Here is a 16114-nt window from a genome sequence, read left to right as displayed (position 1 = left end):
TGCGGATATGGCCACGACCAGGTCCCCGCGGGAGTCGCTGTACCACGCACCCGACCCCGCCGACGCCGCGACCGCACCGCTGTGGCGTGCGGTCCAGGCATTCCGGCTGGTCACGCTGCTGTACGCGGTGGGACAGCAGATCGCGTCGGTGCAGTACTACGAGAACCAATTACTGAGCTGGTTCTTCATCGCGCTCATGGTGATCTGGTCCGGTCTGTCCGCCCTGCTCCTGACCAGCTCGCGCACTTCCGATACCGCACGCACGCGCACGCTCGTGGTCCTGGGCGACCATCTCGTGGTGCTCGGACTGATCGCGGCCACTCCCCTGGTCGCCGATTACGACTGGTATCACGGACACCAGCCGCTGCCCACCACCATGTGGTCGGCGAACGCGGTCATCTCCGCCGCCATTCTGCGCGGCCCGCTCGCCGGGGTCGCGTCGGGTCTGCTCATCGCGGCCACGATCATCACCATGCGGCAGCAGTGGGGCGAGGATGTGTGGGCCGATGCGACGGCGCCCGTTCTGGTGTCGGTGGGGCTGGCGCTGGGTCTGGCCGCCAATACCGCCCGCCGCGCCCAGGAACAGTTACAGCGCGCGGTACGGCTCACCGCCGCCGCCGAGGAGCGGGAACGACTGGCCCGCCAGGTGCACGACGGCGTCCTGCAGATCCTGTCCTATATCAGCCGGCGCGGCAGTGAAATAGGTGGCCCGGCGCTGGAACTGGCGGACCGGGCCGCCGAACAGGAGGTCGCGTTGCGGCGGCTCGTCTCCGAACAGGCCGCGCAGCCGGATAACGGCGATACCGCCGTCGACCTACGTCCCCAACTGACCGCGCACGCCACCCCCAGGGTGGTGGTCTCCACTCCGGGCGAACCGGTACGCGTCGGCCGCTGGACGGCCCAGGAAATCACCGCCGCGGTCGCCGCCGCCCTGACCAACGTCGAGCGACACGCCGGAACCGACGCACGCGCCTATGTCCTCCTGGAGGACACAGGTACCGAACTGGTCGTCAGCGTCCGCGACGACGGTATCGGTATCCCACCCGGCCGCCTCGCCGAAGCGGAAAGCGAGGGCCGGATGGGGGTGTCGCGCTCGATAACCGGTCGTATCGCCGCCCTCGGCGGTACCGCCGAACTACTCACCGCGGATATCGTCGGCGAGGGAACGGAATGGGAATTCCACATCCCGCACGCCTGACACCCGAGGAGAAACCGGCTCATGCGTCCTCGCCGGCGAGCGTCAGGAAGAAGTCCCGGATATCGGCGGCAAGCAGCTCCGGCACCTCCATCGCCGCGAAGTGACCGCCGCGATCGAATTCCGACCAGTGCCGGATGTCGTATATCCGCTCCGCCAGCGGCCGCACCGATTGCGTGATGTCGTACGCGAAAACCGCCACACCCAGCGGGACCGGGCACGGCGCGGACCCGCGCGACGACTCCCGGTGCAGCCGCGCCGAGGATGCCGCGGTGCCGGTCAGCCAGTACAGCGAGATATCGGTGAGCATCCGATCGTCGCCGATCGGCGTCCGGGGGTCGGTCCAGTGGGCGAAACGTTCCGCGATCCAGGCGAGCTGACCGACCGGCGAATCCGTCAATGCGTAGCCGATTGTCTGCGGAGTGAGGGCCTGAAGCGCCTGATACGGCGGCCGATTCGCCATCAACTGCCGGACCTTGCCGAGCCGGGCCTCGTCGGATTCGGACAGTTCGAGACCGGCCTCCGGGTCGGGCCGGGTCGGCAGGTAGTTGACGTGCACACCGACCACATTCCCGGGCGCCACCGCCCCGAGCGCCGTCGAGATACCCGACCCGAAATCGCCGCCCTGCGCCCCGTATCGCTCGTACCCGAGCCGGCGCATCAGCTCGGCCCAGGCGCGGGCGACCCGGCCGATATCCCAGCCGCGCTCCTGCGTCGGCCCGGAGAAGCCGTACCCCGGAATCGACGGGATCACCAGGTGGAAGTCGCGGGACAGCGGTTCGATCACGTCGAGGAATTCCAGGAACGACCCCGGCCACCCGTGCGTGAGGATCAGCGCGAGCGCCTCCGGTTTCGCGGAGCGGATATGGACGAAATGAATGTTCTGCCCGTCGATCTCGGTGGTGAAATGCGGCAGTTCGTTGAGCTCGGCTTCGTGCGCACGCCAGTCGTAGCCGGTGCGCCAGTACTCGGCGAGTTCTTTCAGCCGCGTCAGCGGGAAGCCGTAATCCCATCCGGCGCCGGCGACTTCGTTGGGCCACCGGGTGCGGGCGAGCCGGTCTGCCAGATCGTCGAGATCGGCTTGGGGGATTTCGATGCGGAACGGTTCGATCACGGGTCTCACTCCAGTGGACTCGGCACCATTTCATTGATGCAACCAACATTGGCTACACCAACATAGCATTTCGTTGGCTCAGCCAACGACTTATCGCCCCCTGCGGGAAACGATGCCCGCCGGCAGCCGCGAAACCGTTTGTAACGACCACCGGCGCATGGCCATCATGACCTCCATGGACGTGGCACTCGGGGAAGGTCCCGCGCGGGTAGGGATAACAGGACTGCGAGATGGGCGCCGGTTGACCACGGCGCCACACTCGCCGCCCGGATCCCGAACGCCACCAGGCACTACCTACCCGACAGCGGCGCCGCATTGCTGTGGACCCATGCCGGCGAAATCCTCCGACAGCTCCACCCGCCGGACGCCTCGACGTAGCCCGCCTGCGCGCGAAGCGGGTTCGGTGAGAAAACTTCGCGGACAGCGATTACTCCACCGGCGATACCCCGTCCTATCGGTTGAACGCGCTACCGACCCGGCGCGACCGACCAAAAGGACCAGCAATGACCACCGCGAACCCCACCGCCACCGTTGCCACCGACCGCCCCGGCACGATCCGCAACCGCATCCTGTGGACCCTGCAGATCCTGCTCGGCCTGTTCTTCATCATCGCCTCCGGCGGACCGAAGCTCGTGATGCCGAACGCCCTGGTGGACAACGCCCCCGAGAATCTGACCATCCCCTTCGCGCTGCTCATCTTCATCGGGATCGTCGAGGTCGCGGGCGGCATCGGCCTGATGGTGCCGCGCCTGTCCGCCCTCGCCGCCGCGGGTCTGACCGTCCTCACCGTGCTCGCCGCCGGAACACAGGCCTTCATCGCCGACAAGCCCGCGATGGCGATCTTCCCCCTGGTCCTCGCCGCGATCTTCGCCTGGATCACCTACGAGCGCCGCGCCACCGTCAGCGACCTGCGCAACTCTTTCGCACGATGACAAACCCATAAGCACGATCGGCGATCGGTGACCCCACCGATCGCCGATCGTGCGTGCCCGGAGCGATCGCCCGCCGGGTCGGCGGCGATCGCTGCGTCGGCGATCACGAAACGGTGCGCGACTCCGCGGCGAGAATGGATTCGAGTATCTCGCGAGCGGCCAGGCGTTCGTCGATGTCACGGTTCATCCGGTCCAGTTCGGCGCGGAGATCCTCGGCCATCTCCTCGCAGGTCGGCGCGAGGTAGCTGCCGGTGGCGATCATGCAGGGCAGTACTTCGGCGATGACCCGGGTGGCTAGTCCGGCAGCCAGCAGGATCCGGATCCGGCGCACCGACTCCACGGCGGTTTCCTCGTAGTCCCGATAGCCGCTGGACCGCCGCCGTGGTCGCAGTAAGTTTAGCGTCGCTGCATGACCGAATATGAAACCCCGAAACCGTTGGCGGGCAAGAAGGCTCCTGCAGCCGCTTCCCGCGCACGTCATCCGCTCCGACGCAACCGACGCCGCCGATATCGACAGCCTCGGGCGTCTCGTCGAAGATCACCTCGGCGGAATCGACTATCTTTTCGTCAACCACGGCATCGCGGAGTTCCAGACACTCGCCGACGCCACCGTCGCGCACTGGGACCGCGTTTTCGATGTCAACGCCAAGGGCGCCTTCTTCACCACCCAACGCCTGACACCCCTCATCCGGGACAACGGCAGCATCGTGTTCACCACCGTGTCCAACGATCGAATCTTCCCCGGTCTCAGCGCATATTCGGCTGCCAAAGAAGCCGTCCGCGCTTTCGCCAAGGTCCTTGCCGCCGAACTGCTGCCACGCAACATCCGGGTCAACGCGGTAGCCCCCGGGTTCATTCTCACCCCCAGCATGGGCGTCGCCGAGCTCACCGAACAACAGCGAGAGGAGTTCATCCGCGACGGCAAGGCGACCACCCCGATGGGCCGGCCGGGAACTGTCGACGAAGTCGCCGCCGCCGCGCTGTACCTGGCGGCCGATGCCACTTTCACCACCGGCACCGAACTCGTCGTCGACGGCGGTTTCGCCCAGGGGCTCAGTTGAGAAACTGCACCGGAACTTCGGTGAACTGAAAGTTCCCGACGCGGCGGCTCGAGTCAGGACCGTGCTGCCGCGCGGGCGGTCACTGCAGCGGCGAGAACAGCGGCCGCCATGGCCGCAGCCATCACCGCGGCCATAGGCGCCGGGCTGCGGGCACCGAACAGTCCGACGACCGGCGAGGCGGCGGCGCCGAACAAGAACTGCCCGCCGCCGAGCAGTGCCGAGGTGGCCCCTGGCGCGCTGCGTCCACGCTGTTGAGCGATGGTTACTACTTCAGGGAAGAACACACCGAACGCGGTGAGCGACACCAGCAGGCACGCCCACGTCAGCACCATCGGGCTGCCCACGGTAACCGATACCGACACCAGCAGCACCGGCCCGGTCAACGCTGTGGCGGCGCTCGCGCACAGCAGTAATTCCGGGGACCGGCGTCGGACGAGTCGGCCGTAGGCGAGACTCCCCAGCATGTTCCCGACCGCGTTGACGCCGTAGACCAGGCTCGCCGCCGCCGGGGTGAGGTGATAGATCTCCTGGAACACGAAGGTCGTACCGGCGATATAAGCGAAAACTGCTGCGCCACCGAACGACAGCGCCAACACCGGCGGTAGCACGGCTCCGTGGGCGACCAGCACGCCGATCGAACGCAGTCCGGCCGCGACGCCGCCCGGCCGCCGGGCATGCGCCGGGAGCGACTCCGGAATCCATCGCGCGACACCCACCGCCAGCAACAGCCCGACAGCTGCGAGCACGAGAAACACGCCACGCCAAGGCAGCACCAACAGCAGCGCACCGCCCGCCATCGGCGCCAGCACCGGGGCGGCGGCGGTGATCGCCCCCAACCGCGCGTACACACCCGCGATGTCGTGATCGTCGAACATATCGGTGACCACCGCACGGGCCACCACGATTCCCGCCCCACCGGCCACACCTTGGCCGAAACGCGCCACATCCAGAATCACCACGGTCGGCGCCAGCGCGCACACCACCGAAAGTGCAGCGAATCCAAGCGCCCCCACCAGGAGGACAGGACGCCTGCCCCGCGCGTCACTGAACGGGCCGAGTATCAACTGTCCGACGATCATCCCTACCAGAAAGCCGGTCAGCGACACTTGAGCGCCGGAGGTGTCGGTGCCCAGCGAGCGGGCCAGCTCTGGAAGCGCAGGCACATACATATCCGTGGCCAACGGCGCCGCGCCGCTGAGCCCGGCCAGCACCAATAGCAGACGGCCCCGATCGGCCACCCGGCTCCGGGGGACGCTGCTGTCGGCGCGTTCGGTGATCACAACGCCGGTGCCGCCCCATCGTCACGCGACCGCGCCGGCCCCGCGTCATCTGTGGCGACCGGCGACTCGGCGACCGTGCGCAGTAGCCCGGCGGCGATCTCGAGAACACCGCATTCGGCATCGGTGAGCGAGTGGCGTAGCGCGGCCGCCAGCCACGCATTGCCGTCACGCACATGTTCGAGCAGCGCATTACGCCCGGCTTCGGTGATGACGATGTCCTGTTGCCGAGCATCGGAAGCGCTGCGGGAACGGCGGATCCGTCCCAGCTCGTCCAGCTCGTTCAACACCCGGGTCAGCGACTGAACCTGCAACCCTTCGATCCCCGCAAGCTTCGACGCCGTGAGCGGACCACTGTGCGCAAGGTTTGCCAGCACCGACGCCGCCAGGCGCGTCAACGGTCTACCACTCCCCGGTTGTTCGGCCCGGAGTCGGGAGGACAGACGCGATACCGCCCACCGCAGCGACTCCGCCAACAACAGAACCTCGCCACCACCTTCGCCCTCATCCACCATATTTATAAGCTACTGCTTCGCAAATATATGAGTCAATCCTGTACATATCTAGAATTACTAAGCATATACTTCGAATTATTCAGTCCGGGCCCAGCTCCGAACCTGCCTTTGTTCAGGAATTCGCGATAACCCGGCCGGTCCAGCCGACCGGCACGGGCACCGCCCGGCCGCCCGATTCCGCAGTGATGTGGTGCATTGAGCGCCCGGTCTCGGCAGAATGTGCTGGCATGATCCATGGCAGGGCCGAAGTCGCTCGGCGCACGGAGTTGACGGCTTTCCTCCGCAATCGCCGTGGCCGGATTGCCCCGGCGGACGTAGGAATCGCGCCAGGCGTCCGTCGGCGGACGCCCGGCCTGCGGCGAGAAGAAGTCGCGTTACTGGCCGGGGTCAGCGTCACCTGGTACACCTGGCTCGAACAGGGACGGACGATCAACGCGAGTGCGCAGGTACTGGATTCGGTAGCTGAGGTACTGCGACTGACCGCAGCAGAGCGCGCACACCTTTTCGAGCTGGTCCACCCAGCGCCCGCAGTTCCTGCCGACGGCCGTATATCTGCCGATATCCAGACAGTTCTGGATGCTCTGGAGCCGACCCCGGCGTGCGTGTACGACGGCAAGTTCGACTTGCTGGCCTCCAACACAACCTATGCAACGGTATTCCCCGAACTATCACAGGCGCCGCGCAACCGCCGAAATCTGCTACTGCAGGTGTGTGCGAGCGTGGTTTCCGGTGAACCGCTGGGCAACCGGCACATGCTGCCCAGAATGGTCGCAGTTGTGCGCGCCAACTACGCGCGCCACACCGGAGACACGGAGTGGTCGGGCTTCATCGAGCAACTCCGCGAGTTCAGCCCCGAGTTCGCGGCGCTGTGGTCCGCCCATCAGGTCGCCGAACCGTTCCCCGAAGTCACCTCGTTCCAGCGTCCTCCGGTCGGTGAGATCAATATGCGGGCGACAGCGTTATCGGTGGTGGCGGTCCCGGAAAGCCAAATGATGGTCTACCTACCGGTCACCGAGGAGGACACGCAGAAGATCACCGACTTCTGCCGGCGCGAATGACACCGCGCCGCGGTGGCATTCCCGACACACGCCCTGACGGGTGGTGCGGATACCAGTATCCGCGGTGACTTCTGCCTACCTGTGCGCGGTCATAGGTTCGGTCGATGATCGATACCCTGCGCGCCTCCCGGGGCGAGCGCACGAGTGAGCCGGGCTCCGGCTTACTACTGGTAGTGCTGCTCGCCCAGTTCATGGCCATACTCGACGCCACTGTTGTCAACGTTGCCGCACCGACCATCCGCCACGATCTGCACACTTCCGGCGCCGGACTTCAGATGATCGTCGCCGGATATACGGTCACCTACGCGGTCCTGTTGCTCACCGGAGCCCGGCTCGGCGCGCGATTCGGGCACGGCCGAGTTTTCCGAGCCGGCCTGGCGGCATTCACCGTCACCTCTCTTGGGTGCGGGCTCGCCGGTTCCACGACCATCCTGATCGTTTTCCGCCTACTGCAGGGCGCGAGTGCGGCGGTGATGATCCCCCAGGTGATGAGCGTCATCCAGCGGACCTTCGCCGGCCGGGCTCGCATCCGAGCGTTGAGTCTCTACGCTGCGGTGATCGCCGGTGCGACCGTAGCCGGACAAATTGTCGGCGGCCTACTCGCCGGAGCCGATCTGTTCGGGACCGGCTGGCGCCCGATCTTCTTGATCAACGTGCCACTGGGTGCGGTGTTACTGATCGCGGCATTTCGCTTCATGCCGAGAGAAACCGGGGACCGCGAGCGGACGCTCGATCTACCGGGGGCGGCCGTGGTGTCCGCCGGCGTCTTCGCTCTCGTGGTACCGCTGGTATGCGGCCACGAGTACCGGTGGCCGCAGTGGGGTTGGGTAATGCTGCTGGGAGGCATCGGTCTGTTGGTTCTGTTCGGCGCGATCGAGCACCGGACAGCTCGTGCCGGCCGGGCCCCGATGGTCTCCCCGCGAGTACTTCGTGCCCCAGGGCTGGTGCCCGGCGGCCTGGCCATCTTGCTCGCGATGCTCAGCTACGCCGGGTTTCTGTTCGCAATGTCGCTGTATCTGCAGACTGTGCTGGATATCGCGCCGGCGCCTGCTGGTGCCGTCTTCGTCCCGATGGGTCTGGGTACCGCACTCGGCGCCCTGACCTGGCAACGTTTCCCCGAACGGCTGCACGCCCGGTTGATTCCCCTCGGATTCGCGGGGGCCGCGCTCGGCTACGCCGCAATGGCAGTGACTCTGCACCACACCGAACAGGTGACCGTACTTCTGGAAATCGAGCTCGTATTCGCTGGGATCGCCTTCGGACTGGGTTACAGCCCGCTGCTCACCGTTGTACTGTCCCGGGTTCCGATAGCCGACGCCGCCGACGCGAGCGGACTACTGACCACACTCTTGAACTTCGGTCAAGTACTCGGAGTCGCCACTCTCGGCACGCTCTACCTTTCGAAATCAGCGGACACCTCGGCCGCTGCCGTCACTACCACCTTGTTCGGCGCCGCGGCCGCGATCCTTGTCTCCGCGGTCGCCTCCTCCGCTCTACTGCGCAACCGATCCCATGGGAATACGGGAAAGACCGGATAAGGGCATCGTCGTCCACGTGCCGACTCATCGGAGTAGGAACTCGAGCGCGACCCGTTCGAACGCCTGCTTGGCTTCGATCATCACCCAGTGCCCGCAGTTCGGGAAGATATGGAGTTCGGCCTCGGGGATCAGCCGCATGGGGATCATCGGCATATCCGGCGGGCACTGGCGATCGTCGCGGCCCCAGGTCAGCAAGGTCGGGCACGTCACCTTATGCATCATCGACCAGTACGGCGGCATACTCGATTCGGCCATCGCTGCCTGCTGCACTGCGAATGCCCCGGAGCCGTACATGGCCGCCAGTGTTTTGTGTGATTCCGGATCGCGGGCCGTCTCCCACCGTTCCTCGATCCGCTCCTCGGTGATCAGGGCACGGTCGTAGACCATGCATTCGAGCCAGCGCACCAGCTTGTCGCGGCTGGGTCCGTCGGCGAATTCCTGTAGCAACCGTGTGCCTTCGCTCGGGTTCTGGCTGAAAATGTTGGGCCCCACCCCGCCGATGGTGACGAGCTTGTTCACCCGCTCGGGATGCTTCATAGCCACATTGATGCCCACGACGCCACCCATCGAGTTGCCGATCACCGCGGCCGATTCGATACCCAGAGCGTTCATGAATCGGATGACCGACGATCCCGCTGTCAAGACCGGATGCCCGTCGACGGGGTCGCTTATGCCGAAACCGGGGAACTCGAGGATGTAGCAGCGGAAGTGCCGGGCAAAGACTTCCAAATTCCCGCGGTAGTTCCGCCAACCACTGACCCCGATACCGGAACCGTGCAACAACAACAGCGGCGGTCCGTCGCCTGCCACGTGGTAACGCAATACCCCCTTATCGGTGGCGATTTCCCGCTGGGTTCCGTTGTAGGTCACATCCATCTCACAATACTAGAACACGTTTCAGTTTCGACTCCGCCGCCGTACAAACAGGCACCCATGAACGGCGGCCCTGCGTCGGCAGGATGCCGACCTTGTCGGTACCGGCCGACAGCGGCAGCGTTGGGGAGTTACGTTGAATCCCATGAAATTCCGATGGGCAGGCCTCGTCTCGGTTGTGGTCCTGGCTCTGATCACCGGCGGGTCCGGTGTCTCGACCGCCGGTCCGGCAGCGCCGAACACAGCAGTGGCGCTTACGCTTCCGGCGCCCACCGGACCGTATTCGGTCGGAGTCACCGATTGGCATCTGATCGATTACAGCCGCGCTGATCCGTGGCATCCGGAGCAGCGGCGGGAGCTCATGGTTCAGGTCTGGTATCCCGCAACTGTGGATCAGGAGTCGCCCCCGGCGCCGTGGATGCCGCCCGGCGGCCGGCAGGCGCAGGAGAGCTACCTCGCCGGACTCGGTGTGCCCGAGGGGAGCTGGACTCTGGCACCGAGCCACAGTCACCTGGACCCGCCGGCGGTGGACGATCACGGCCGGTTTCCGATCTTGTTGAATTCTCCGGGAATGACCGACACCACCGGCTGGAGCACCGCCCAAGCCGAGGATCTCGCGAGTCACGGATACGTGGTGGTGGCTATTGATCACACCTACGAGGCGTTCTCGGTCCACTTTCCCGACGGCCGCGAAATTCGCAGTGAGGTCCCGCTGGACTCTCCGCAAGAGGTGTTGCGCGATGTTCTGGTTCCGAACCGCGTGGCCGACGCCCGATTCGTGCTGGACCAGCTGACCGGATCCGAACACGATCTGCCACCCGGCCTCGCCGATGCGCTCGACGTATCGAAGATCGGCATGTTCGGGCATTCCCTCGGCGGGTCGACCACCGCCCAAGCGATGCACGACGACGCGCGGATCCTGGCGGGGGTCGACCTCGACGGCCCGGTCCTCGGTTCAGTCGCCGACGACGGACTCGACCGGCCCCTACTGATGCCGGCCGGCGGAAATTCCCCGTGGTTCGGGCAGCCGGGGTGGGAGCCGGTGTGGGCGAACAATACGGGTTTGAAGCTACCGTTGCAGGTAGCAGGTACCGAGCACATGTCTTTCTCCGACCAGCAGGCCATCCTGCCGCAACTCGTCGCCGCGGGACTCCTTCCCGGCGAAACCGCGGCTCGAGCTGTGGGCAGTATCGACCCGTACCGGTCGATCGACCTGCAACGCGACTACATGCGCGCCTTCTTCGATGCAGTTTTCGGCCGCAGTGGTCCCGGCATTGCCGAAACCCTCATGAGCCTGGCCCGACCCGAGGTCCTCCCCCGCCCCTGACCACCACACCACCGCCGTGGTGCGGGGCCGCACGACTGTCAGCGGGCAGGGCACAGGTTTCCGGCTACATTCGCTGACTACCGGTGGGAATCTCGGGTATGGGCATCGACGCATTCGATACCGCCAGAAGACTGGTGCACGAGCGGTTTCCGCAGGCGCGGGCGGCGTGGCTGGGCGGCAGCACTGTGCTCGGGACTGCCACGGCGACCTCCGATCTGGATATCACCGTGCTGCTCGCGGGCCCGCCCGCGCCCTACCGCGAATCGCTGCAGTATCAGCGGTGGCCCGTAGAGCTTTTCGTGCACACCGAGGCGTCGATGGAGCACTTCCTCGCCACCGAGCGCAGGGCCAGGAAGCCGACGACCTTGCGGCTTATCGCACAGACGCTGATCCTGCTCGACAGGGACGGGAGCGGTGCGTATCTGCAGGAGAAGTGCATAGCTCTGCTGGCCGCCGGCCCGGAACCGCTCAGCATCGAGGAACTGCGGGCCGAGCGCTACGGGCTCACCGATCTGCTCGATGATCTCGTGGGCTCCCGGGACGACGACGAACGCCTGCTGATCGCATTCAACCTGTGGCGCGCCACAGCTGAATTACTGCTCACCGGCCACGGCCAGTGGATGGGCCGCGGCAAATGGTTACACCGCGAGCTCGCCTCCTTCGACCGAGAAGCCGGCACGGACTACTCCCGAGCCCTGGCGCGTGGGGTCCGGTCGGTTGCGCTCGGCGCTGTCGAACCGATGGTGGAGATCGTCACCAGGGCGCTGAACGAATTCGGCGGCCCGCTCTTCGACGGATTCAAGGCCGACGGCCCCGGCTGACCTCCCCTGGGACGCCGGCGACAGGCCGGCCGATGCCGATGCCGATGCGGATCCGGTCACCTCTCTGCAGCCGAGCAGGTTCGTGGGCTCCGAGGGGCGGCCGCGGGCCGCGAACTCGACCGGCATACTCGCTGTGTGAGCAACGAGGGGTACAGCGCGGCCGTGGACTGCGCCGTCGAACTGGACGATCCGGTGGGTGAATCGCTGCGGGGGCGGCATGCGCAGCTGAGCCGGTGGGTCGGACAGGCGGGTACGTTCCTGCCGGAGGTCGCGTCGTTCGTCGCGATGGGTAACGACCCGGATGAGCAGGCGTGGGAGGATCTGGCCAGGCTGGTGGGGCGGGGTGAGGTCGCGGATATGTTCAGTTGCCCGGCGCGGCCGCCCGCGGACTGGGAGCCGGTTTTCGCTCTCGACGGGCGGCAGATGATCGGGCCGGAACAATGGTCCGGGCCCGGCGCCGATGTGGTGGAGTTGGGCGCGGACAGTGTGCCGGAGATGCTCGATCTGATCGCGCGGACGCAGCCGGGGCCGTTCCGGTCGCGTACCCACGAGCTCGGCACCTACCTCGGCATCCGCGAGCAGGGCAGGTTGGTGGCGATGGCGGGTGAACGGCTCCGGCCACCGGGCTGGACCGAGGTCAGCGCGGTCTGCACGGCACCCGAGGCGCGGGGTAAAGGGTATGCGGCCGGTGTGATCGGTGAGCTGGTCGCGCGGATCGTGGCGCGCGGTGAACGGCCGTTTCTGCATGTGGTCGAGACCAATACCGGTGCGATCGCCCTGTACGAGCGGCTCGGTTTCCGCACCCGCACGCAGGTGACCTTCCGGGGGTTCCGCGTACCCTGATATCGGTGAACCACCGGGATTCCACGTGAACCGCAAGGCGGCTCCCCAGGTGCGCTTCTGTGTAGTTTCCGGCAGCGCCCGGCCTTCCGGTTTCTCCGTTGCGGCCCGACGGGCAAAATAGCGTGGAGACCGGCGCCGGCCTGTTCCGCACCGGCGGATTCCGGCAGTATCGGCCCGGCCGGACGCATGCGGCGACCTGACCCGAAGGGAGCGGTGGCATGACAGAAGAGGCGGCGCCCATTTCGGTGATGGTGGTCGACGATCATCCGATCTGGCGCGAGGGTGTGGCCCGGGATCTCGAGGCGGCCGGGTTCCGGGTGGTGGCCACCGCCGAGGACACCGCGGCCGCGGTCCGGCGGGCCGCCACGGTGCGGCCGCGGGTGGTGCTCATGGATATGCAGCTCCCCGACGGGAACGGCGCGCAGGCGACGGCCGATGTGCTGCGGGTTTCCCCGGACAGCCGGGTGCTGGTGCTCTCTGCGTCCGATGAACGCGACGATGTCCTGGATGCGGTGAAAGCGGGGGCCTCCGGCTACCTCGTCAAGAGTGCGTCCGCGGCCGAACTCGTTGCTGCGGTTCACGATACGGCCGCCGGGCAAGCAGTGTTCACCCCCGGTTTGGCCGGCCTGGTGCTGGGTGAGTACCGCCGGATGGCCACCGCCCCCAGCGATCCCGGCACACCGGAGCAACCCGCGCTGACCGAACGCGAAACCGAGGTGCTGCGCATGGTGGCCAAGGGACTGTCCGCCAAGCAGATCGCCACCCGCCTGCATCTGAGTCATCGCACCGTCGAGAACCATGTGCAGGCGACCCTGCGCAAACTTCAACTGGCGAACCGGGTGGAGCTCACGCGCTATGTGATCGAACAGGGCCTCGACGAGTGACTCCCCCGGGCTGAGGGCCGGAGTTTGCTGCCGGCCTGGTTGCGCTACTACGAAGCCGGCGAACCGGTCGGCGGGAAAGGGTAGATCCCGGAGCGGCGGCGGGTAGTTCTACTCATCCGCGGCGAACCCGTGCGCCCGACCATCGAAATATGACGATTTCGATCGACCCGGCGCTGGTCGCCCGCCTGTCCGGCGAGTTCGACTCGCTGGCCGGCGAATTCACCGCGCTCGGCGGGCAGATGAACACACTGGGCCGCGACCTGGCCTCCCTGCACCGGCAGGTGCTGTCGGCGGTGCCTGCCCGCGCCGGATCGCCGGGCACCACGGAATCCGCCGCGCTGCCCGGCCCGGGCGCGGCGCCCGGCCACGAGGCAGCCGCCCCGGGGACCGGCCCCGGGCAGGCGACAGAGAAGACCACGGCACCACCCGGCGCTCCGCCGGATGCGGTGCCGTCACCCGGTGTGCGCGTCGGCGGGGTGCACACACCGGAACCGCCGGGCTCGGCTTCTCTCACCGGAGAGGCCGGGCCCGGCACCTCACCGCCGGCCAACGAGTCCACCGCGGCCCCGCAAAACCGGGCAGGCGAAGCATTCCCGCAGCCGGCATGGGGTGCTCCCGCGCCGAGCACGACCACCCCGCGCACCACACCAGCGCCGCCTCTCCATGGCGGACCGATAACTCCGCCGCAGCGCGGGCCGGCACTGTCTCCGCAGAACGCGCAGGCGCAGCCGGGCGGTATCGCGCCGTGGCCCGGCCGGCCCGCCACGACCGCGCGGCAGTACCGGGCAGCGATGGGGCAGGTGCCGCCCCCGGCACACCCACCGCGCGGCCCGATCCCGCCGCGAAATGGTGCCCCCGGTTCGCATCCCGCGTCGCCGCCGTGGTGGCAGCGGGAGGGCGTCATCAGCCGGCTGCTCGCGGTGGCCGGGGTGGCGGTCACGCTGATCGGGGTCGTGATGCTGCTGGTTCTCGCTGCGCAGGCCGGGATCTTCGGACCGGTTCCGCGGGTGGTCGCCGGCGCGGTCTTCTCCGCCGCGCTGGTGGGCGCGGGGGTGCGGGTGTTCCGGCGGCCCGGGGGCCGGGTGGGCGGTATCGCCCTCGCCGCGACCGGTTTCGCGGGCGCCTACCTCGATGTCGTGGCGATGACCACGATCTACGACTGGCTGCATCCGGTGCCCGGTTTCGCCGCCGCCCTCGGTATCGCGGCGGCCGGGGTGGGGCTGGCGGTGCAGTGGCGGTCGCAACCGCTGGCTGTGCTGGTGGTGGCGGGGGCGGCCGTGCTCGCGCCGTTCGTCACGATCGAACTGGCCCTGCTCGCCTTCTTGATCGTGCTGCAAGTGGCCTGCGTCCCGGTGCAGACGCGGTACGACTGGCCCTTCCTTCATTTGGTGCGCACGGTTCCGGCGGTGCTGGCCACCCACTGCACGATCCTCGCGTTCGTGATCGAACAACCGGACGACCGCCGGGCGCTGGTCGTCGCGGCGGCGACGGCGGTGGCCGCGGTCGGCCTGGGCGGCGCGATCCTGGTGACCCGGCAGCGGCCGGGCGATCTCGTCGCGAGCCTGTCCTGCGCGCTGGCCGCCACACCGCTGCTCGCTGCGCCCGCCCTGATCGATCGGCCCGCCGCCACGATTCTGTCCGCGGGGTACGCGGTGGTATTGCTGGCGGTTGCCGCAACGCCGCTGGTCCCGAAGCTGCGTGATATCGCCCGTATCCCGGGCCATACCGCGATCGTGGCCGGCACCTGCGGCTCCTTCGCCCTGCTGGAGGCGGTCTGGGGTGTCAGCACCGGGTCGACTCTGCCGCTGGGACTGCTGCTCGCCGGCGCCTGCTATCTGGGCGTCGCGGGTCAGGCCCGGAACCGGGTCGCCGCCCTGTTCGGCGCCGGCTACGCGGTACTCGGCGGTATCGGCCTGCTCACGGTCGCCGACCCGGAAACGCTGGCCATATCCCGCCGGGCGATCGAGGACCTGAGCACCGCGACCGCGGCCGCCGCCATCGCGGGCCTGGGTGTCCTCGCGGTGGCATTGTGGACGCTGCGCCGGCTCTTCGGCACGACCACCGACGAATCGGTGACCACGCTGCTGTGGGTCGGCGCCAGTGGGGCGGCCCTCTACTCGGTGACCACCACGGCGGTATCGCTGGGTGTCGCCACCGGCGCCGCGAACGGATTCGTCGTCGGCCACAGCGTTTCCACCATCATCTGGATGGCCGGGGCGCTGGCCGCTCTCCTGTACGGCCTGCGCCGCCTGGGTGCCGAAGCGTCGGCGACGGTGAAGGTCGCGCTGGGGTCCGGGTTGCTGGTCACCGCCGCCGCCCTGGCGAAACTGTTCCTGTTCGACCTGTCGACGCTGGACGGACTGATCCGGGTCGCGGCCTTCTTGATGGTCGGAATCCTGTTGCTGGTCGCCGGAACCCGCTACGCCCGGGCGTTCGCCGAAACCGGGGCGCGAGAGTCCCGCACCGAGTAACGCTCTCTCGACCGTCGTCCGGCGTACCGATTCCCGGCATCGAACCCGGCAACCGGCCGCCGCTGCGCCTCTCCCCTCCGGGTGCGCAGCGGCGGCCGTTCGGCGGACCGGTAACCGCCGGATTGCGCAGTTGCGTCGCTGCACCTGCAGCAGCGGTCAGCGGTTCTGCCTCGGCCCGCCGAACTCGACCCGGGTCACGAACCGC

General features: G+C 67.6%; 15 protein-coding genes. 10 read left to right on the top strand and 5 right to left on the bottom strand.

Features of this window, described 5'->3' with window-relative positions; genetic code table 11:
• The first annotated feature begins 7 nt into the window (after positions 1 to 7).
• Complete coding sequence (gene macS / locus ACFWPH_RS27485; RefSeq protein ID WP_378755011.1) at positions 8 to 1198, top strand: MacS family sensor histidine kinase; 1191 nt, start codon at positions 8 to 10, stop codon at positions 1196 to 1198.
• A gap of 19 nt (positions 1199 to 1217) precedes the next feature.
• On the opposite strand, the gene ACFWPH_RS27480 is transcribed toward macS, so the two are convergent.
• Positions 1218 to 2309, bottom strand: a complete 1092-nt coding sequence (locus ACFWPH_RS27480) for an epoxide hydrolase family protein (RefSeq protein ID WP_378755010.1) — start codon at positions 2307 to 2309, stop codon at positions 1218 to 1220.
• Between the two features lie 503 nt (positions 2310 to 2812).
• On the opposite strand from ACFWPH_RS27480, the gene ACFWPH_RS27475 reads away from it, so the two are divergent.
• A complete protein-coding gene (locus tag ACFWPH_RS27475) occupies positions 2813 to 3241 on the top strand; it encodes a DoxX family protein (RefSeq protein ID WP_378755009.1) in 429 nt (142 codons plus the stop codon).
• Between the two features lie 103 nt (positions 3242 to 3344).
• Here the strand turns inward: ACFWPH_RS27475 and ACFWPH_RS27470 are convergent, their stop codons facing one another.
• Positions 3345 to 3722: a MerR family transcriptional regulator gene (locus tag ACFWPH_RS27470; protein ID WP_378755008.1), complete on the bottom strand. Its 378-nt coding sequence runs from the start codon at positions 3720 to 3722 to the stop codon at positions 3345 to 3347.
• On the opposite strand from ACFWPH_RS27470, the gene ACFWPH_RS27465 reads away from it, so the two are divergent.
• Positions 3661 to 4302 carry an SDR family NAD(P)-dependent oxidoreductase gene (locus ACFWPH_RS27465; RefSeq protein ID WP_378755007.1) on the top strand — a complete coding sequence of 214 codons (642 nt, stop codon included), beginning with the start codon at positions 3661 to 3663 and terminating at the stop codon, positions 4300 to 4302. The genes ACFWPH_RS27470 and ACFWPH_RS27465 overlap by 62 nt on opposite strands.
• Before the next feature lie 53 nt (positions 4303 to 4355).
• Here the strand turns inward: ACFWPH_RS27465 and ACFWPH_RS27460 are convergent, their stop codons facing one another.
• Positions 4356 to 5582 (bottom strand): multidrug effflux MFS transporter, encoded by a 1227-nt coding sequence (locus tag ACFWPH_RS27460; RefSeq protein ID WP_378755006.1) that lies wholly within the window; start codon positions 5580 to 5582, stop codon positions 4356 to 4358.
• Entirely contained in the window at positions 5579 to 6094 is a 516-nt protein-coding gene (locus ACFWPH_RS27455; protein ID WP_378755005.1) for a MarR family winged helix-turn-helix transcriptional regulator, read from the bottom strand. Before ACFWPH_RS27455 ends, ACFWPH_RS27460 begins: the two co-directional genes overlap by 4 nt.
• Positions 6095 to 6321: 227 nt before the next feature.
• Here ACFWPH_RS27455 and ACFWPH_RS27450 point away from each other — a divergent pair, with 227 nt between their 5' ends.
• Both ACFWPH_RS27450 and ACFWPH_RS27445 read left to right on the top strand, forming a co-directional pair.
• Positions 6322 to 7152, top strand: coding sequence for a helix-turn-helix transcriptional regulator (locus ACFWPH_RS27450; RefSeq protein WP_378755004.1), 831 nt, complete (start codon positions 6322 to 6324; stop codon positions 7150 to 7152).
• A gap of 104 nt (positions 7153 to 7256) precedes the next feature.
• Positions 7257 to 8690: an MFS transporter gene (locus ACFWPH_RS27445; RefSeq protein WP_378755003.1), complete on the top strand. Its 1434-nt coding sequence runs from the start codon at positions 7257 to 7259 to the stop codon at positions 8688 to 8690.
• A 24-nt stretch (positions 8691 to 8714) separates the two neighbouring features.
• Here the strand turns inward: ACFWPH_RS27445 and ACFWPH_RS27440 are convergent, their stop codons facing one another.
• Entirely contained in the window at positions 8715 to 9566 is an 852-nt protein-coding gene (locus tag ACFWPH_RS27440) for an alpha/beta fold hydrolase (protein WP_378755002.1), read from the bottom strand.
• A 142-nt stretch (positions 9567 to 9708) separates the two neighbouring features.
• Between ACFWPH_RS27440 and ACFWPH_RS27435 the strand changes: the two genes are divergently transcribed.
• The 5 genes from ACFWPH_RS27435 to ACFWPH_RS27415 all read left to right on the top strand — a co-directional run bounded on the left by ACFWPH_RS27435 (position 9709) and on the right by ACFWPH_RS27415 (position 15909).
• Positions 9709 to 10890, top strand: coding sequence for an alpha/beta hydrolase family protein (locus ACFWPH_RS27435; protein ID WP_378755001.1), 1182 nt, complete (start codon positions 9709 to 9711; stop codon positions 10888 to 10890).
• 98 nt (positions 10891 to 10988) lie between these two features.
• Complete coding sequence (locus ACFWPH_RS27430) at positions 10989 to 11711, top strand: nucleotidyltransferase domain-containing protein (RefSeq protein WP_378755000.1); 723 nt, start codon at positions 10989 to 10991, stop codon at positions 11709 to 11711.
• A 135-nt stretch (positions 11712 to 11846) separates the two neighbouring features.
• Complete coding sequence (locus tag ACFWPH_RS27425) at positions 11847 to 12554, top strand: GNAT family N-acetyltransferase (protein WP_378754999.1); 708 nt, start codon at positions 11847 to 11849, stop codon at positions 12552 to 12554.
• Positions 12555 to 12772: 218 nt separating this feature from the next.
• Positions 12773 to 13438, top strand: a complete 666-nt coding sequence (locus ACFWPH_RS27420) for a response regulator (protein ID WP_378754997.1) — start codon at positions 12773 to 12775, stop codon at positions 13436 to 13438.
• Positions 13439 to 13587: 149 nt separating this feature from the next.
• Positions 13588 to 15909: a DUF2339 domain-containing protein gene (locus tag ACFWPH_RS27415; RefSeq protein WP_378754996.1), complete on the top strand. Its 2322-nt coding sequence runs from the start codon at positions 13588 to 13590 to the stop codon at positions 15907 to 15909.
• Positions 15910 to 16114 lie beyond the last annotated feature (205 nt).

The sequence above is a fragment of the Nocardia sp. NPDC058499 genome, assembly GCF_042719915.1.
Taxonomy (GTDB): Bacteria; Actinomycetota; Actinomycetes; order Mycobacteriales; family Mycobacteriaceae; genus Nocardia.
Note: the sequence above shows the minus strand (reverse complement) of the source record. Positions and strands in the feature narration are given on the sequence as shown.